We start from the raw sequence: 18,124 nt of genomic DNA on the forward strand, positions 1-18,124 counted from the left end.
AAGACGGAGGATACAATGAACAAGAATTTTGTCAGGAAACGTACTGTAGCTGTTTTATTGATTGTTGCGGCAGCAGTAATTATGGTTTTGCCTCAAATTTACTATAAATCCATTATGGTAGGAGATGATATTTCTTTCCATTTCAATCGTGTATACGATTTATCAAGACAAATACAAACAGGACACTACAATTATTTTCAGTCAATTTTTGGGTTTAATCAAAGTGGGAGGATAATTAATGCACTGTATGGGTATGATTTAGCTTATTTCCTAGCACGTATACTAATAGTGGTTAAAACATGGACTAGATTTCAAATAGTGACTTCTTTTCTCTGCTACTTTTTCAGCGGAATAAATATTTATATTTTAATGAAGTACCTGAAAATAAGTGAAAAGTTATCAATCATTTTAGCGATGATCTATATGTCATGTGCTCTTATCAGTTTTTATGCATTAATACAATCGTTCATTAGCTGGGGGGGCGCATTTTTACCACTAATATTCATACCAGCTGTTAAAGCTGTTAGAGATAGAGAGAATCCAATTAATCCAATATTTTTAGCAATCCCTGTATCATTACTAATTGCTACTCACATATTGTCAGCGTTGATAGGCGTTTTGGCAATCGTACCATTTTTTCTCGTAAGCTTATATTATTGTAAAGATAAGTTGAAATGGTTTGTAACTGCGCTTTTTTCAGTTGGGTTAACGTTGATTTTCTCTCTAAACTCTTTGTATGGATATATTGAAGTTTTCTCTACAAACAACCTTCTAAAGCCGTTTATAAACACAAATATGTCTAATAGCACAGTAATGCTTTCGCTAACAAAAAATGAAACAAGAAATTTAGGTTTGATAATTTCACTGATTTTTGTAATTCAACTATTGTATGCTTTGATAACGTGGAGGGAAATTCCTCTAATTGAAAAAATTATTAACGGTACTGGTGGACTTTTCTTATTCATTTCATCCAATCTAGTTCCTTGGAATACATTAGCTGAAAAGTTCTCATTTTTAACTACCTTACAATTCCCAATGCGTTTTTCAATAATTGCCTATATATTATTGTTAGTAGGAGTAGGTTTGAGTTTGGATAGAAGGTCAGATTCGTTAGGTTTCGAAAAGATGAGATTAGTAAAAATCATTTTGTTAACTGGCGCAATTATTTCAATAGCTAATGTAAACAACATGGTAAAAGAGAGTTCGAATTTTTGGCTCAGTGCCGATCCAACACAAGGAGGAAATAACAAATCAAGTCTCTATGAAACAGATCCAGAACAATTTAGAAGCAAGATAAAAGATAAAGATTTAACTAAAGCCCTTGATGTGATACGAAAGGGAACACCAGATTATCTCGCGATTGCAGATAATGAAACGACCCAAAGCATTTACTCGAAAGGTCCATACGAAATTTATAAGAAAGATGTTATGGAAAATCCAAACAACGTTTCAAAAAAAGTGACAAAGAGTTCAGATATTGAGTTGAAATGGAAAGCTAAAAAGAAAGATGAGATTGTTCTCCCAGTAGCCATCTATAGTCATTCGACAATTGAAGTGAATGGGAAAAAATTAGATTCAAAAACAGTTATGAAGAGTGAACTGGGTCTACTGAAAATCATAAGCAAAATTGGCGAAAACACTGCTATTGTCGGGTATTCACCTTCCATTAATATGAAATTTATCATTATAATTAAACTATTAGGAATCCTATCCTGTGCAATTTACCTTATTATGTACTTAGGAAGAAAATTCCTGTCTTAACGGCAAAGCTCATCTGTTTTCATTTCTCATGGACGTACCTTTTTGGGCTGAGTTTAATAAGTATCCTAGGAATTTATAAAGCTAAAAAAATGTAAGGGGGCATCTAAGTTATTCGATCTCCACCTGGTGACGTTGAAAAGGTATTTGAATATGGATGAAGAACAGATCGAACAAATAGATCATCCTAAAAATTATAAGAAAAGAAAGTCGATAATGGATGATTATTTGAATATGATCTTCAAAACTTAAAGAAACGTTTCAGTCTTTTCATACGGCTTTGATGGGAGATTAGCCGAGGAAAATGGTTGGGTTTCTAGTAAGTTATTGTGATTTTCCAATCGCAAGTTTTTAATGGGCATAAAAAAGATATCGCTCCTGTTAAGAATGCGATATCTTCACATGCAAGACCTGGATTCTAACAACAAATTCAAGCTTATAAAAACGAAATGTATACGGTCGTTCAGTCAATTTATCTAGAAAATTCCAGTTGCTTTTTCAACAATAAGATTAAAAGCTGAAGGAATTCGTTTCGCTTTGCTTAATATCCGCGATCCAATTCAACTTGGTTAACGCTTAACTCTTTATCAGCTACATAGCTTTTCAAGTTAGTTAAAAAGATTTTCATAAACTTATTTTGGAAATCGACGGTCAACCCGGAGATATGCGGGGTAATTAAAACATTGTCAAAATTCCAAAGTGGGTTTTCTTTTGGCAACGGTTCTTCTTCAAATACATCTAAAGCAGCAAATGCAAAGTTTTTCTTTTCAAGTGCCGTAATCAATTCTCTGGTGTGGACGGTATCTCCTCGTCCGACATTGATGAATACGGCGCTTTTTTTCATTTTCTCGAAAATATCACTGTTAAAGATATGATAAGTCTCATGTGTGCCAGGTAAAATTCCTACGACAATGTCCATTTCAGGAACGATTTTTGCCATATTTTTGATTGAGTAGGTCTCAACGAACCCGTCAACAGAATGGCCTGTAGTGTTGATACCATACACATTTACACCTAGACTATGGATCGATTTCGATAGTTGCTGTCCGATGTGTCCTGTTCCAACGACTAGTAAGTTTTTTCCGGCTAATTGATCGTAAGAAATAGCGCCTTGATCCCAGATTTTTCGCTCTTGATTTTTGATTGATTGGTTTAAACCGCGATAATAGCTGAGTAAAATGCCTATGATGTGCTCACTGATGGAAAGCGCATGGATACCGCTGCCGTTAGATAGTAAAATATTTTGATCAGAAAATTCCTTCAGAGGAAGGTAATCAACACCAGCGGAAATTGATTGGACCCATTTTAACTGGTCAGAGGCAAGCAGCTGTTCGCTAAATTGTTTTGTCCAGCCAACAGATATTTCGACAGCTGATAGGTCTTCAGCTGTTATGTCAGTTTTAATCTGATAATTTGGTGCGATTGCTTGAATTTTATCGATAAATTCGGTTCGAAATTCCTTTTGTAAGAAAATAATTGGTTTTGTCATCCTCATACCCTCATTTCGTTTTGTCTAGATTCTCGCTTCATTTTATCAAAAATCCGAGAAAAAAACTGCTTACGCACTTGTAAGCAGTTAGTTGGTTGGTAATTCAATTTTTGGGAAATAGTGAGTAACACGGAAAAAAATGAATAGGCTGATGAACGTAATCAACAGACTCGAATCAAAGTTTGGTTGGAACAATAGAATGATTGTTGCCAAGATAGCTGGGATGGTGGCGCAAAAAATGATTGTTTTGAAACATTCAAAGAAGGTCACACGTCGTAATCTTAGCTTAGCAACGATCATACCGGCTATACCGGCGAAAACCAATGTCACAAACAAATTGATGAAGGAAGGATAAACACCTGCCAACAACATTACAAGCGGTGTCCAGACAGGCATTTCTAGATTTTCCAGCTCGTTTCGTAAATTATTGCCAGTCATACTCTTAAGAGGCTCTCTTTTATAGGAAAATTTCAAAACATTATCTCCGAAAATTGTTGAGCTGACACCACCATAATCAGGCAATACGACTATGGCTTGATCTTTTAATAGGCCTATACTGAAATAATTTCCGATTAAGTCCTTTTCCACATCTTGTTGTGTACGTTTGCCTTCAGGATCAAAGGTCAAGATGATCGAATCTGTTTGATAAATGAAGCCTTTTTCTGGTTTTGTTGTATTAATTTCACCATTTTCAATTTTGAAATCAGGAATCTTTTCTACAATCTCAAGACTATCTGCTTTGATTTGATTCATTACTTGCATAGCTTGATAGACAGTTGGAATCGCCAAAAGCAGACTCAAGCCAAGCAGATAAACAATCGCTTTCCAGAAAGGTGTGTCCTTTGCTGATTTTAGCTCTTCAAAATGAAAAAGAGATCCTTTGATTAATTGACGAAAAGTCATGTGATCGCTCCAATCTTTTATACAAGAGCCATTGTAGCGAAGTAAGGTTGAAATAACAAGGCGATCTGTAAAAAAGTAGAAAGAAATCAAGAAAGAATTGACTATTATTTCCTGCTTCGCTATCTTACTTTATGAAGAGAAGAATAAGAAAGTGAGAAATTATGAAAATCTATCAGAAGTTCAGAAATTATTTAGAAGAAAAAAGACTGTGGGAAGTCTTTATCTATCTTTTTTTTGGTGGACTGGCGACAGTTGTTAATATCCTTACCTTTACTTTAGCATACCAAGCATTTCATTTAAGCTGGCCGATCTCTAACGCTATTTCATGGATTTGTTCGGTATTATTTGCTTTTGTAACAAATAAATTATGGGTCTTTCAATCAAAAACTGAAGGGGTTCAAGCATTAGCTTGGGAGTTTGGAAAATTTCTATTTGCGCGAATCATTTCATTTGGTATGGATATGGCGTGTATGTATTTGTTTATCGATATGCTGCATACAGGCAATTTAATTGCGAAAATTATTACTCAGATTGTTGTAGTTGTAGCGAATTATATCTTCAGTAAGGTCTTCATTTTCAAGAAGGTAGAGATTATTGAAGATGAGAAAACGAATTCTTCGCCACGGTAGGCATATATTTTGAAGATAGTTGCATTGTTTGTTACAGTTAGTACATAAGGATAATTAAGGAGGAATTTGAACTATGTCTTATACTTTACCAGATCTACCTTATGGCTACGACGCTTTGGAGCCTTATATTGATGTTGAAACGATGCATTTGCATCATGACAAGCACCACAACACGTATGTGACTAATTTGAATGCTGCGATTGAGAAATACCCAGAATTAGCAGAACAATCGGTAGAAGAATTAGTAACGAACTTGAATGAGGTACCTGAAGACATTCGCACGGCCGTTCGTAATAATGGCGGCGGGCATGCAAATCACAGCTTCTTCTGGAAAATCATGGCACCAAATGCTGGCGGTGAGCCAACTGGTGCGATCAAGGATGCAATTGATGAAGCGTTTGGCAGCTTTGAAAAAATGAAGGAAGAATTCAAAACAGCCGCAACAGGACGTTTTGGTTCTGGTTGGGCTTGGCTAGTATTGAATAATGGCAAGTTAGAAATTACTTCAACTGCTAATCAAGACAATCCTCTAACTGACGGCAAAACACCAATTATTGGATTAGATGTTTGGGAACATGCTTATTACTTGAAGTATAAAAATGTTCGTCCGGATTACATCGCCGCTTTCTGGGATGTTGTAAACTGGGATCAAGCAAACGAAAATTTGGCAGCTGCTAAATAATTAACGAAATTGTAGAAAGATCAGCTTTGCTGGTCTTTCTTTTTTTGTTCATTTTTACACAAGTTTTTTGACCTTCCAAAAATCTTCATAATTTTATGGTATAAATCAAATTCAAAGGGCAAATAAGCAATTATTATTTTTTAAGTTTCTATTATATAGGATTAATTATTTTTGACTGTGGTTGAACAGATGGCCGAACTATGAGAAAATGAAACGTAAAAATCGTTGATAGAGGTGTGCTATGACTGGTTGGAAGAAAGTTATCGTAGGATTATTGGTCCTACTAAATTTATTTATAGGTGGGATTACCTACTACGCTGTCCAAGTGACAAATGACGCAAGTAAAATGGTCGATAACATTCGCCAAACGGTTAAGCGTACAAGCTTAAAGCGAGAAGGGGACAAGCCGAATATCGATAATGCGGAACCCTTTTCTATTCTGCTTGCTGGAGTAGATACAGGAGATCTTGGTCGTTCTGATCAAGGCCGTTCTGATAGTATGATGGTTGTTACGATTAATCCGAAACAGAAAAAGTCGACGATTGTCAGTTTAGATCGAGATATTTTAGCGAATATTGTCGGTTATGGAACGAATGATAAATTGAATCATGCCTATGCTTTTGGCGGCGTGAAAATGTCGATGGATACCATTGAGACATTATTGGATATCCCTCTGGATCATTATGTGTCAATCAATATGCGAGGTCTGAAGGATTTGATTGATGCTGTTGGCGGGATCGAAGTGAATAATAAAATTGAATTCACATTGGATGGTATTCATGTAGCAAAAGGGAAGCAAACTCTTGATGGTGAAAAAGGGTTGGCTTACGCTCGAATGCGTTATGAAGACCCTGAAGGTGATGTGGGCCGACAAAGACGGCAACGCGAAGTAGTAACTAAAATTTTACGTAAGGCGATGTCGATCAATGGAGTCGGCAACTATAAGAAGATTTTAAAAGCAGTTGAGAAAAATATGAAGACTGATTTGGACTGGGACGATATGATGGATATCGGGACCAATTATTTATCTGCTTTTGATACGATCAAGCAAAAACAGCTGGTCGGTAAAAGTCAAATGATTGACGAAATCTATTATCAGATTTTAGGAACAAATGAATTATTAGATATTCAAAACGCGCTGAAGAAGCAGCTTGGACTAGCAACGTCAGATACTTTGCCTAATTTGAAGGAAGCGGATGCGGAAAGCTTGTTCTATGATGATTCTGATGGAAAAGCCAGCGAGGATACCAGTCAATTTGCACCAGGATATGATAATCCAAATAATTACGATGACAGTGGTGTTTACGGGAATTCATCAAGTAGCAGCGATGGTTATCCGCAGTATGATGAGACTGGTCAAAATGATCAGGGCTATACGGATCCCAATCAAGTAGATCAAGGTGGTTATGGTGGTGCCACCGATCCAAATTCGGCCTATGGGCAGCCAGCAGCCGGTTATTAAAAGAAGAGGTGTGACCCAGTACATGGTGGGCACACCTCTTCTGTTTATTTTTTAACTAATTTAACGACAACTTCGCAACGCGCGGTTTGAGGGAACATGTCAACGGATTGTAGATATTCTACGCGATAGATTTTTGAAAGGCTGACAAGATCGCGAGCCAATGTCGAAACGTTACAGGAAATATAGACCATTTGTGGGCTGGGAGCTTCTTGAATGGCCTTCAATAATTGATTATCCAAACCAGTTCGCGGCGGGTCAACAACAATCGCATCAGGTGTGAAGCCTTCTTTCAGCCATTTTGGCAGCAAGCTTTCAGCTGTGCCAACTTCATAATGTGTATTCGTAAGATTCATAGCTTCAGCATTTTTCTTAGCGTCATCGATTGCTTGTGGAATGATATCCATTCCGCGTACTTCCTTTGCTTGCTTGGCTAAAGACAGCCCAATTGTTCCAACACCGCAGTATGCATCAACAATGGTTTTTGGCGTAGACAAATCCAAAGCATCGATGGCCTCTTGATAAAGAACCTTAGTTTGCTGGGGATTCAGTTGAAAGAAGGCGCGTGGAGACAGCTCAAAGCTTACTTCATTGATTTTTTCATTAATGACTTCCTTGCCCCATAAATGAATCGTTTCGTCTCCCATGATGACTGAGGTTTTCTTGTCCTGCACATTTTGCATGATGGAAACAACCTCCGGTAAGCGATTCGTAATCTCACGGATCAGAGCATTTCCCTGCGGCAGCTTTTTAGTTTTAGTGATGAGAACTAATTGTACCTCGCCAGTTTCAATTCCAATCCGAACCATTAGGGTACGCATAATACCGGAATTTGAACGTTCATCATAAATCGGCATATCATATTTACTCAATAAATTCGTGACAAGGTTGATGACTTTCTGAGTTGTTGGTTCTTGCACCAAGCAGTCCTTGATGGGTACTAGATGATGGGAATCGGCTTGATACAGACCAGCTTCAACCTGTTGGGTCTTTTTATTTTTGCGTAATTGGAATTGTGCCTTGTTGCGATAATGCCAAGGCTCATCCATTCCGATCGTGTCACGTAGTTCAAATGTTTGGTAGCCTTCGGGTTTGTATTTTTCCAGGGCTTGCCGCAGTAAGTCCTTCTTGAAGTCTAATTGTTTGCTGTAGACTAAGTGCTGCAGCTGGCATCCGCCGCACTCTTCGTAAACGGGACAAGGCGGTGTAATTCGATCAGGACTTTTTTTCGTAATTTTAACTAAGCTGGCTTCTGCAAACCGAGGCGTTGCTTTAGTAATTCGAGCAACAACCGTTTCATTTGGTAAAGCGCCAGTCACAAATATAATCAGGCGTTTGTAATAAGCGATACCTTCACCATTAATGCCCAATCGTTTTATTTTTAAGGTTAATGTTTGATTCAATTTAAGTTGAACAGCCATAGTCAGCCTCTTTCTTAAAAGTATTTTTCAATTGTTCAGCGCAGTTCATTTTAGCATATTTTTGTCGATTGGTTGATTATCTATGATAGAATTAATTTTTGCTAGGGTATACGTTGTAGAAATAGAAAAGCCATTTATTCGAATAGGAGGAGTAAATGATGTTAACAGTAGTAAAAGTCAGTCAAGGTCGCGGACCATTTTATAAAGTAGAATTTTCTAATGGGGAGACTTTACGATTATCTGAGGATACCGTTGTGCGTCACCGATTGTTAAAGGGGCAAGAGCTTGACGAAAAAACATTAGAGGAAATTAAGCAAGAAGGGAAAGAAGACCTGGGTTTTCAATTGGCCTTAAATTATCTGAGCTATCAATTACGAACAGAAAAAGAAATTCAAACGTATTTAAAAGACAATGAGATTGAAAGTGGCGATCGTCATAAAATCATTGAACGACTTAAGGAAATGGATTTGCTGAATGATCTTGTTTATGGGGAAAGCTATGTACGTACGCAAATGCGGATCGGCGATAAAGGCCCTCGAGTACTGCAGCAAAAACTGAGACAAAAAGGATTGAAGGATAGTGATATTCAACAGGCTCTTTATCTTTATGAAGCAGAGGAGCAGTTCGAGGTGGCTTTGCATACGGCAAAAAAAGCTATGAGAAAATTTCATCACAGCAGTCAGCGAGAGGTGCAGCAGAAATTACAACAATTACTGATGACGAAGGGCTTCAACAGCGATATCAGTAAGAGTGTTTTAGCTGAACTGGATTTTTCTGAGGTTGAAGAGCAGGAAAATGACGCGTTGGAATTGCAAGGTGAAAAATTATGGCGCAAAAATCAGCGCTTCGAGCCTGCGAAGCGGCGTCAAAAGGTGAAACAAAGCTTATATCAAAAAGGCTTCCAGCTGGATCAGATTGATGCCTTTATTCGTGGAAAAGAGGAAGAAGATGAGTAAGAGCTGGGAAAACTGGACAGAACAAAAGATTGCGAATTTTCAGGAGGATTTTCTTGCGTGGTACCAGCAGGAAAAGCGAAACCTTCCGTGGCGATATAATCATGATCCTTACCGGATTTGGATTTCAGAGATTATGCTGCAGCAAACGCGAGTTGATACGGTAATCGATTATTTTTATCGCTTTATGGAGCAGTTTCCGACGATCCAGGATTTGGCGAATGCACCAGAAGATAAGCTGTTGAAGGTGTGGGAGGGCTTAGGCTATTATTCTCGAGCACGAAATTTACAGGCGGCAGCGAAACAGGTCATGGGTGAATTTGACGGTGAATTTCCAACAACGGTTGAGGATATTCGATCCTTAAAAGGGATTGGACCATACACAGCAGGGGCAATCGGCAGTATTGCCTTTGAAATTCCCGAGCCTGCAATTGATGGTAATGTGATGCGTGTGGTAAGTCGGTTGTTTTGTATTGAAGCTGATATTGCAAAGGCTAGCAGTCGTAATGCGTTTGATGAAGCAATGCGTAGAATCATTAGTCAAGATCAGCCGGGAGACTTTAACCAGGCAATGATGGATTTAGGCTCAAGTATATGCACACCTACTAATCCGCAGTGTGATGTTTGCCCGATTCAGCAGTATTGTCAGGCATATAGTGAAAATCGCCAAACGAGCTTCCCTGTCAAGTCAAAAAAGCAGAAGCCTAAAGATGTATATTATGTAGCCGGGATCATTGAAAACAACCAGCAGGAAATTTTTCTTCAACAGCGCCCAGATACAGGATTATTAGCAAACATGTGGCTATTTCCACTAGAAGAGATCAGTGCGCCTCGTTTTAAAGAATTGCAGGAACAATACGATCCAAATGCTTGGGACTTGTTTTCCAGCACAATCGTTGCCGAAGAGAGCCCGAACTTTTTCCCAGAACAAGATGTTGTATGGCAGAAAAAAGTGCTTGGTGAGGTTAAACATGTCTTTAGTCATTTGCGTTGGCATATCTTAGTTTTTTATGGTCGTTGTGCGGCACCCTTGACTTTGAAAGGACATTGGGTAAAACCAAATGATTTCCCGGAATATGTTTTTCCAAAACCACAGCAAAAAATGTTGGAAGTTTTTGAAAATAATTCAGCAGACGACAAAGATTAGTAGGCAATCTTTCATTTTATTGCTATAATAATTCTGATGTCGGTGTGATAACACCCAAACAAATGCGAAAATTTTTTCGCTGAGGGAAGGGTAGCTATGGGAGTTCCAAAAGAAGGAGAGTTTGTAACAATCAAAAGTTACAAGCACGACGGCAGTTTGCATCGAACGTGGCGTGATACCATGGTATTAAAAACAAGTGAGTGTTCTCTGATCGGCTTGAATGACCACACTTTGGTTACAGAATCAGATGGCAGAAGGTGGGTCACTCGCGAACCAGCAATCGTTTATTTTCATCAAAAGTACTGGTTCAACATAATAGCAATGATTCGAGAGAAGGGAGTTTCTTATTATTGTAATCTAGCGTCACCTTACGTATTAGATGATGAAGCATTAAAGTACATTGATTATGATTTGGATGTCAAAGTTTTTCCGGATGGAGAAAAACGTCTATTGGACGTAGATGAATACGAAGCCCATAGTCAGCAGATGCATTACTCTAAAGAAATTGATTATATCCTCAAGGAAAATGTCAAAATCTTAGTGGACTGGATTAACAATGAAAAGGGGCCTTTTTCCCAGGGCTATATTGATATTTGGTATGATCGTTACAAGCAATTGTCGCGGAAGTAGAAAGAAAAGACTGCATCTCATTTTGGGAGCAGTCTTTTTTTACAATACTAAGGAAATGAAGAGAACTATGTCATATAGTTTTTAATATTCAGTTGGTTTTGAATTATTTCTTTGTTAAACTAAAAAATAGAATAAGTAAATTAGGAGCGTTTATTTTGGAAAATTCAAAAAGAAATTATACTAAAAAACATAATAAAATCAAGTACAATAAAAAGGTGCTCTTTTTTTTCTTTCTTGCTGTTGCTTTTATTATAGTGTTGATTCCACAAGTTTTTACCCCTATTTCAAGTGATGATACTCTTTATGTTGTTAATAATTCTAAATGGTCTAGTATGACATGGCGTTACATGAATTGGTCTGGACGAATAGTAGCTGATGTATCGTCATTAATTTTATTACAGCTTCCACCATTTATTTATATTTTTTTAAAAGCCGCTATTTGGATAAGCTTGATTACATTGATATCTCAACTACCTTCAGTTTTGGAGAAAAAATTTATATATAACTCTAAAAATTTTGTAGTCATATTCCTGCTATATTGGATTGCAAACCCTAATTTAGGCCAAACATCATTTTGGACAGTTGGCTTTACAAATTATATTCTAACTAACTTTTTCATAGTCGCCTATTTTACGTTAATTTTTTTCTTGAAAGATAGAAATTCAAATTTTTTGCATATACCTGGAGTTGCAATACTTGGACTATTATCAGGAAATTCTAATGAAAATACTTCTATAGTGGTAGTTTTACTCACGTTGGTGTTTTTATTAATTGAAAGAAATAAGAAAGTCTTTCTTATAGGGTTACCATTTACTGTTGTTGGAATGTTGACATTGCTTCTTTCACCAGGACAGCATGAAAGACTACAAAATCCTGCTTTTCAGATTTCGCGAGAATTATCAGTATTCCAAAGATTATGGAACTATTTCTCATCTCCTTGGTTTATTGATACTTTTAAAAGTTTCTCTTGGGTATTTGTTACATTCATATTAATAGGGTTTATTTATTTTTTTAAACATCAATTACCACGGAAAAACAATTTGATTTATTGTTTAATTTTCTTCTTTTCTGCAATTATTGCAAATGCTGCGTTTGGCGGCTCATATGTATTTCCGGTTGCTCTTCGTTCATTAAATGGTTCCTTAATTTTATTTCTAATTTCTCTAGCTTTCTTTATGTTTGATTTATCATATATTGAGGTTCCGATTTATAAAAGAAGTATTTTCTATCTTGTAATTTTACTTTGTTTTCCATTCATATTAACTTATTATTTTGCTGCTAAGAGCGTAATTTCGTTGCAGGGACAGTTTCAAATAAGAGAACAAGCCATCCTAGATGGAAAAAAGCATAATCAAAAGGAAATCTATATTCCAAATTATTATGTTGGCAAATTATACAATCCTTCTGATAGCATAGACATGTTTCAAGGTGATCTGAATGGATTATATGGTGTTAAAGCATCGACATCCATTGTTCCATTCAACAAAGATTTTAGCTTTGATTATAGCAATAAGAAGCTTGTGAATTCTGAACAAATTTCTTTAAATCGTTCATTTGGTAAGCGTATTCGATTAAAGGCATTAAATATTTTTCCTGATGAACGTACTATTAATGCTTATAGTATAAATTTCACTTTCGATAAAAGTTTATTAAAAGAATATTCATCAGACGACTTTATTCTATTTATTCATGTTAATTGGAAACGAGGTTCATCTACAACAGAAACTCGATTCAATGCTGATACATCGCTAAATAACCAACTTTCAGTCGATGGAAAATATATTTTTTCTTCTCCTATCGGAGATATTCGTCCTAAAGATATTAGCAGTATCAATATAGGTATTTATCATCCTTTGACGAAAAGTAACTATGTAGAAACTACTGTCGAGGTTAATGAAAATTGATTTTTTAGATAGATTAACACAAATGATTTTATCTAAAGAAATTGATATAGATTTTAGAAAAAAAGAGACTATGATAAGGTTTCCGACTTTATGGGAACCTTATCATAGTCTCTTTATGTTCTTCTTTTTTCCCTAGTCACTTTTCATCTAAAACTGTTATACAAGCTTTATTTATGCATAATTACTGCAATTTAGATATTATTAAAAAGATTTTACAGTCCTTTTTTCATATGTACATGATCGATCCCAGCATCTTGAAACACTTCGCCATAGGCAGTATAACCTAGCTTTTGATAGAATTTTTCAGATGATAATTGGGCGCCTAGTTCGATTGCTTTGAATCCTTGCTGACTAGCAAAAGCTTCTGCTTCTTTAATAATTTCTGCCCCGAGCTTGTTTCCCCGATATTCTTTCAAAACCGCCATGCGTTGCAATTTAAGCGTCTGCTCATCGAGTGGTAACAGCCGCACGGTAGCTGCCGGCTTTTTTTCATCAGTGTAAAGAACGAAGTGTACAGAATAGGCTTCCTTTTCATCGATTTCTAGCTTGGCAGGAACGCCTTGTTCTTGAACAAAGACTTTTTGACGAATTCGAACGGCATCGAGATAAATGTCGCTCATCGTATCTTTAGTGATTAAAATTTTCATAATGACACCTTCCTCAAGGGGATTTTTCTTCACATGATGTATACTATAAACTAAATCTGAAAAAAGGAGTAGACGGATGTTTGAAAAAATTAAGAATTCAAAATTAATGTTTTGGTCAATCGAAATACTGATCATTGCAACATTGATTCTAGTTTCATCAAAAATTGATTTTGTCTTTCAACCGATTGGCACATTCTTTACCACTTTGTTTGCCCCAATCTTGATTGCCGGCTTTTTGTATTATTTATTAAATCCATTAGTCAATTTATTGATGAAGATGGGTGTAAAACGTTTAATGGCCATTGCCTTGATCTTTATTTTATTGATTGGCATGATCGTATTGATTTTTATGAGTGTCATACCGAATTTAGTGGAGCAGCTGGTTTCGCTGGCGAAAAACATTCCTGGATTTATCAGCAATATGCAAAGCTGGCTGCAGGAAGCTGCGAATAATGCAACACGTTTTCCGCTGTTTAAGGAACTGGATGTTGATAAATATATCAGTAATCTAGATGTTTCCGCTGGAAGTATTCTTCAGCGCTCCTTAACGGGAGTGACGAATGGTTTAGGGTCTGTCATTGGGAAGATTACAACGGTCGTTTTACTATTGGTCACCGTGCCCTTCATTCTATTCTATATGCTGAAGGACGGCGAAAAGCTTGTTCCTAATATCGAACGGATTTTTCCAGAAAAACAGCGAGACAATATCAAAGGTCTTTTGCAGCAGCTAAATAAGACGCTGTCTGATTATATCAGCGGTCAAGCAATTGAATGCCTGTTTGTTGGAACATTCACCTTTTTAGGCTATTTGCTGATTGGTGTTGATTATGCGTTCCTATTTGGTGTAATCGCGGGCTTAACAAATTTAATTCCTTACTTAGGACCTTACCTAGGTTTGGCACCTGCGTTAATTTACACATTTTTTGATTCACCGACGAAAGCATTGCTGTGTATCGTGATAGTTTTGATCGTACAGCAAGTCGATGGAAATGTGATCTATCCGAACGTGATCGGAAAATCATTGAATATTCATCCATTGACGATCATTTTGATCCTATTAGTAGCAGGCAATCTTTCTGGAATTTTAGGTGTCTTTCTTGGTGTACCAGTCTATGCCATTTTACGGACACTAGTTGTTTTTATTGTAAAAATAATGAAGCAAAGCAAGCAAGAAGAACGAGAACAGGAGTTTTTAAAATAAGCGGCTGCTCTTGATTCGGAAAAGATTGCATAAAAACAAGTGATGTGATACGATTTTATCGTGGCCTTTGTGCCACTTTTTTTACACTTTAAATTAAGGAGCGAATGCAATTATGAATGCTGACCCCGATAGTCAGTCGTTAATTTTACAATTAGGTTTATTAGTAATTTTGACGTTAATCAACGGATTTTTAGCTGCGGCTGAAATTGCGGTGGTATCGGTCAATAAAAACCGAGTGGAACAAAAGGCAGAAGAAGGGAACCTGAAATCGAAAAAATTACTGGAGGTCATTCAAAGCCCCAATAATTTCTTATCAACGATTCAAGTTGGGATTACTTTGGTCAATATCTTGTCAGGGGCATCCTTGGCGGATAGTTTATCTGCCCGCGTAGCACCGCTATTAGGTGGTGGCTCGGCTGCAAGGACAATTGCTGCTGCGATCGTCATGCTGCTATTGACTTACGTTTCGATTGTATTTGGAGAATTATACCCTAAACGGATTGCTATGACCAAGACTGAAGAAGTAGCCCAGTTTACTTCTGGTGTGGTACGCAAACTAGGAATAATTACAAAGCCTTTCGTTTGGCTGTTGACAGCTTCGACCAATCTGTTGGCAAAAATCACGCCAATGACGTTTGATGATGAAGACACGAAGATGACTCGTGATGAAATGCGATATATGTTAGAAAATGAAGGCGTACTGGACAACGATGAAATCGAGATGCTGCAGGGTGTCTTTTCATTGGATACTAAAGTAGCTCGAGAAGTCATGGTTCCTCGAACGGACTCCTTCATGATTGATATTAATGATCCAGTATTAGAAAATATTGATGAGATATTAAGCGAAAGCTACTCAAGAATTCCAGTGTATGATGAAGATAAAGATAAAGTCGTGGGAATTCTACATACGAAGACTTTGCTAAAAGCAGCTCGTCAGTTTGGCTTTGAGAATGTCAATCTGCAAAAGATTTTGCAGGAGCCATTATTTGTACCAGAGACGATCTTTATTGATGACCTTCTTTATGAATTGAAAAAAACACAAAATCAAATGTCGATTTTACTTGACGAATATGGCGGCATGGTTGGATTGGTTACCTTAGAGGATCTGCTAGAAGAAATCGTTGGAGAAATCGATGATGAATCAGATGAAGTCGAAAAGCTTTACGAAAAAGTCGGAGATAATGAGTATCTGATTAATGGGAAGATGTTGATTGATGACTTTAATGAAGAGTTTGATTTGAACTTGCACATGAGCGATGTCGACACAATGGCCGGCTATTTGATCACTGCCTTAGGAACGATTCCTGATGAAGGAGAAAAGCTTTCTTTCGATGTGGATGACTTGACTCTGATTTCTGAGGAAATGGAAGGTTCTCGAGTCTTAACATTGCGGGCGATATTTCATCCCGAGGAGCATGTAAACGCTGAGCCTGAAGAAGAACGCCGCCTGTTTACGAAAGATTTCGATGATGACGAACCACGTCGCTAATACTGCCTATTTAGAAAACATTCTGCTTTGCAGAGTGTTTTCTTTTTGTCAATTCTACTACACACTTTAGAGTGAGTAGTAAAATAGTCTATATTTGAACTTTTGATTGGATTTTTTATGAAAAACTAAACAACTGTCAGAGCGATTCAACTTTCCAACAGAGTAAAATCCATGCTATACTGATTGGGTTGAAATTTGAAAGATACTAGATATATGAATGGAGCAATAGAATGAACAATCCTAATTTAAAACAGCAAGTGGACAGCCGTCGGACATTTGCGATTATTTCCCACCCGGATGCTGGTAAAACGACAATTACTGAACAATTATTATTATTTGGCGGAGCTATTCGACAAGCTGGAACCGTTAAAGGAAAAAAGACAGGAAATTTTGCAAAATCTGACTGGATGGATATTGAAAAGCAGCGTGGAATCTCGGTAACGAGTTCTGTAATGCAATTTGACTTTGATGGAAAACGAGTAAATATTCTGGATACACCTGGACACGAAGACTTTTCTGAAGATACCTATCGTACATTGATGGCAGTGGATAGTGCTGTAATGGTCATTGATAGCGCTAAAGGAATTGAAGCACAAACTAAAAAACTGTTTCAAGTAGTAAAGCGTCGAGGGATTCCAATCTTTACCTTTATCAATAAATTGGACCGTGATGGCCGTGAACCATTAGATTTATTGGAAGAGCTGGAGGAACTATTGGATATTGAATCTTATCCAATGAACTGGCCGATCGGTATGGGTAAAGGGCTAGAAGGAATTTATGATATCCATAACGAACGTATTGAGTTCTATCGACCTGAGCAATATGAAGGTGAACGGTTTGTCAAATTAACTAATGGCGAAATCATAGGCGATCATCCCTTAAAAGAAAAATCAATTTATGAGGATGTTTTAGGAGAAGTGGAATTGGTTCGCGAAGCAGGGGATCAATTCAACTTAGAAAAAATTGAGCGTGGTGCCCAAACGCCTGTATTCTTTGGCTCGGCATTGACAAATTTTGGTGTTGAAACATTTTTAGAGTCATTTGTAGATCTAGCACCAAAACCACATGCGCATAAGACGGAAGAAGGAGAAGCTGTTTCTCCTTACGAAGAAGAGTTTTCTGGCTTTGTTTTCAAAATTCAAGCAAATATGAATCCAAATCATCGCGACCGAATCGCTTTTGTCCGTGTATGTTCGGGAACCTTCGAGCGGGGAATGGATATCACGTTGGGGCGAACGAGCAAAAAGATGAAATTAAGCAATGTGACACAATTTATGGCGGATGCTCGTGAAAATGTTGAAGAAGCTGTTGCAGGCGACATTATTGGGGTTTATGATACAGGAAACTATCAAATCGGGGATACTATTTATGAAGGAAAACTAAAGGTTGCCTATGAAGAATTGCCTTCCTTTACTCCTGAGCTGTTTATGAAAGTAACTGCAAAAAATGTAATGAAGCAAAAATCCTTCCATAAAGGAATTTATCAATTGGTTCAAGAAGGGGCGATCCAATTATATAAAACGTATTTAACGGATGAGTACATTATCGGTGCCGTGGGCCAACTGCAATTTGAGGTCTTCCAACATCGGATGTTAAATGAGTATAACGCCGAAGTCGTGATGACGCCGATGGGGAATAAAATTGCCCGCTGGATTGACCCAGAACAGCTGGACGAGCGAATGAGTTCAAGCCGAAACATCTTGGCGAAAGACCGCTTTGACCAACCGTTGTTCTTATTTGAAAATCAATTCGCAATGCGCTGGTTTGCTGATAAATACCCAGAAGTTGAATTGAAGAGCTTGATGTAAAAAG

General features: G+C 37.2%; 15 protein-coding genes. 11 read left to right on the forward strand and 4 right to left on the reverse strand.

The features are described from left to right. Positions 1–15: 15 nt before the first annotated feature. Positions 16–1,761, forward strand: coding sequence for a hypothetical protein (locus tag JZO85_RS17430; protein ID WP_207109788.1), 1,746 nt, complete (start codon positions 16–18; stop codon positions 1,759–1,761). 538 nt (positions 1,762–2,299) lie between these two features. Here the strand turns inward: JZO85_RS17430 and JZO85_RS17435 are convergent. Together JZO85_RS17435 and JZO85_RS17440 are read right to left on the reverse strand one after the other, a co-directional pair. Continuing rightward, positions 2,300–3,247: a phosphoglycerate dehydrogenase gene (locus JZO85_RS17435; RefSeq protein ID WP_207109789.1), complete on the reverse strand. Its 948-nt coding sequence runs from the start codon at positions 3,245–3,247 to the stop codon at positions 2,300–2,302. Positions 3,248–3,334: 87 nt separating this feature from the next. Continuing rightward, entirely contained in the window at positions 3,335–4,150 is an 816-nt protein-coding gene (locus JZO85_RS17440) for a DUF1189 domain-containing protein (RefSeq protein ID WP_207109790.1), read from the reverse strand. Positions 4,151–4,311: 161 nt separating this feature from the next. On the opposite strand from JZO85_RS17440, the gene JZO85_RS17445 reads away from it, so the two are divergent. The 3 genes from JZO85_RS17445 to JZO85_RS17455 all read left to right on the forward strand — a co-directional run bounded on the left by JZO85_RS17445 (position 4,312) and on the right by JZO85_RS17455 (position 6,923). After that, on the forward strand, positions 4,312–4,779 hold the full coding sequence (locus JZO85_RS17445; protein WP_207109791.1) for a GtrA family protein: 468 nt from the start codon (positions 4,312–4,314) through the stop codon (positions 4,777–4,779). Between the two features lie 73 nt (positions 4,780–4,852). Beyond that, positions 4,853–5,461, forward strand: coding sequence for a superoxide dismutase (locus tag JZO85_RS17450; RefSeq protein WP_207109792.1), 609 nt, complete (start codon positions 4,853–4,855; stop codon positions 5,459–5,461). Between the two features lie 241 nt (positions 5,462–5,702). Further along, a complete protein-coding gene (locus JZO85_RS17455) occupies positions 5,703–6,923 on the forward strand; it encodes an LCP family glycopolymer transferase (RefSeq protein WP_207109793.1) in 1,221 nt (406 codons plus the stop codon). Positions 6,924–6,967: 44 nt separating this feature from the next. On the opposite strand, the gene rlmD is transcribed toward JZO85_RS17455, so the two are convergent. Beyond that, positions 6,968–8,341 (reverse strand): 23S rRNA (uracil(1939)-C(5))-methyltransferase RlmD, encoded by a 1,374-nt coding sequence (gene rlmD, locus JZO85_RS17460; RefSeq protein ID WP_207109794.1) that lies wholly within the window; start codon positions 8,339–8,341, stop codon positions 6,968–6,970. Positions 8,342–8,499: 158 nt separating this feature from the next. Here rlmD and recX point away from each other — a divergent pair, with 158 nt between their 5' ends. The 4 genes from recX (at position 8,500) to JZO85_RS17480 (ending at position 12,975) form a co-directional block, all read left to right on the forward strand. Then, positions 8,500–9,297 (forward strand): recombination regulator RecX, encoded by a 798-nt coding sequence (recX, locus tag JZO85_RS17465; RefSeq protein ID WP_207109860.1) that lies wholly within the window; start codon positions 8,500–8,502, stop codon positions 9,295–9,297. After that, positions 9,290–10,441 carry an A/G-specific adenine glycosylase gene (gene mutY / locus JZO85_RS17470; protein WP_207109795.1) on the forward strand — a complete coding sequence of 384 codons (1,152 nt, stop codon included), beginning with the start codon at positions 9,290–9,292 and terminating at the stop codon, positions 10,439–10,441. Before recX ends, mutY begins: the two co-directional genes overlap by 8 nt. A 96-nt stretch (positions 10,442–10,537) precedes the next feature. Continuing rightward, positions 10,538–11,071 carry a nucleoside tri-diphosphate phosphatase gene (gene ntdP, locus JZO85_RS17475; protein WP_010740416.1) on the forward strand — a complete coding sequence of 178 codons (534 nt, stop codon included), beginning with the start codon at positions 10,538–10,540 and terminating at the stop codon, positions 11,069–11,071. Between the two features lie 155 nt (positions 11,072–11,226). After that, positions 11,227–12,975: a DUF6056 family protein gene (locus JZO85_RS17480; protein WP_207109796.1), complete on the forward strand. Its 1,749-nt coding sequence runs from the start codon at positions 11,227–11,229 to the stop codon at positions 12,973–12,975. Between the two features lie 212 nt (positions 12,976–13,187). Here JZO85_RS17480 and JZO85_RS17485 read toward each other — a convergent pair whose 3' ends face one another. Continuing rightward, on the reverse strand, positions 13,188–13,622 hold the full coding sequence (locus tag JZO85_RS17485) for a GNAT family N-acetyltransferase (protein ID WP_207109797.1): 435 nt from the start codon (positions 13,620–13,622) through the stop codon (positions 13,188–13,190). A gap of 76 nt (positions 13,623–13,698) precedes the next feature. Between JZO85_RS17485 and JZO85_RS17490 the strand changes: the two genes are divergently transcribed. The 3 genes from JZO85_RS17490 (at position 13,699) to JZO85_RS17500 (ending at position 18,120) form a co-directional block, all read left to right on the forward strand. After that, the gene (locus JZO85_RS17490) at positions 13,699–14,823 is read left to right on the forward strand and encodes an AI-2E family transporter (RefSeq protein ID WP_207109798.1); all 1,125 of its coding nucleotides are present in this window, start codon (positions 13,699–13,701) and stop codon (positions 14,821–14,823) included. 112 nt (positions 14,824–14,935) lie between these two features. Continuing rightward, positions 14,936–16,312, forward strand: coding sequence for a hemolysin family protein (locus tag JZO85_RS17495; RefSeq protein ID WP_207109799.1), 1,377 nt, complete (start codon positions 14,936–14,938; stop codon positions 16,310–16,312). 230 nt (positions 16,313–16,542) lie between these two features. Then, complete coding sequence (locus JZO85_RS17500) at positions 16,543–18,120, forward strand: peptide chain release factor 3 (protein ID WP_207109800.1); 1,578 nt, start codon at positions 16,543–16,545, stop codon at positions 18,118–18,120. The last annotated feature ends 4 nt before the right edge of the window (positions 18,121–18,124 follow it).

It is taken from the genome of Candidatus Enterococcus murrayae (assembly GCF_017315985.1).
Lineage (GTDB): Bacteria > Bacillota > Bacilli > Lactobacillales > Enterococcaceae > Enterococcus_A > Enterococcus_A murrayae.

Bases quoted from the DNA above. Each gene is read 5' to 3' on its own strand.
- JZO85_RS17430 (WP_207109788.1), top strand. From the start codon at position 16: ATGAACAAGAATTTTGTCAGGAAACGTACTGTAGCTGTTTTATTGATT.
- JZO85_RS17435 (WP_207109789.1), bottom strand. From the start codon at position 3,247: ATGACAAAACCAATTATTTTCTTACAAAAGGAATTTCGAACCGAATTT.
- JZO85_RS17440 (WP_207109790.1), bottom strand. From the start codon at position 4,150: ATGACTTTTCGTCAATTAATCAAAGGATCTCTTTTTCATTTTGAAGAG.
- JZO85_RS17445 (WP_207109791.1), top strand. From the start codon at position 4,312: ATGAAAATCTATCAGAAGTTCAGAAATTATTTAGAAGAAAAAAGACTG.
- JZO85_RS17450 (WP_207109792.1), top strand. From the start codon at position 4,853: ATGTCTTATACTTTACCAGATCTACCTTATGGCTACGACGCTTTGGAG.
- JZO85_RS17455 (WP_207109793.1), top strand. From the start codon at position 5,703: ATGACTGGTTGGAAGAAAGTTATCGTAGGATTATTGGTCCTACTAAAT.
- rlmD (WP_207109794.1), bottom strand. From the start codon at position 8,341: ATGGCTGTTCAACTTAAATTGAATCAAACATTAACCTTAAAAATAAAA.
- recX (WP_207109860.1), top strand. From the start codon at position 8,500: ATGTTAACAGTAGTAAAAGTCAGTCAAGGTCGCGGACCATTTTATAAA.
- mutY (WP_207109795.1), top strand. From the start codon at position 9,290: ATGAGTAAGAGCTGGGAAAACTGGACAGAACAAAAGATTGCGAATTTT.
- ntdP (WP_010740416.1), top strand. From the start codon at position 10,538: ATGGGAGTTCCAAAAGAAGGAGAGTTTGTAACAATCAAAAGTTACAAG.
- JZO85_RS17485 (WP_207109797.1), bottom strand. From the start codon at position 13,622: ATGAAAATTTTAATCACTAAAGATACGATGAGCGACATTTATCTCGAT.
- JZO85_RS17490 (WP_207109798.1), top strand. From the start codon at position 13,699: ATGTTTGAAAAAATTAAGAATTCAAAATTAATGTTTTGGTCAATCGAA.
- JZO85_RS17495 (WP_207109799.1), top strand. From the start codon at position 14,936: ATGAATGCTGACCCCGATAGTCAGTCGTTAATTTTACAATTAGGTTTA.
- JZO85_RS17500 (WP_207109800.1), top strand. From the start codon at position 16,543: ATGAACAATCCTAATTTAAAACAGCAAGTGGACAGCCGTCGGACATTT.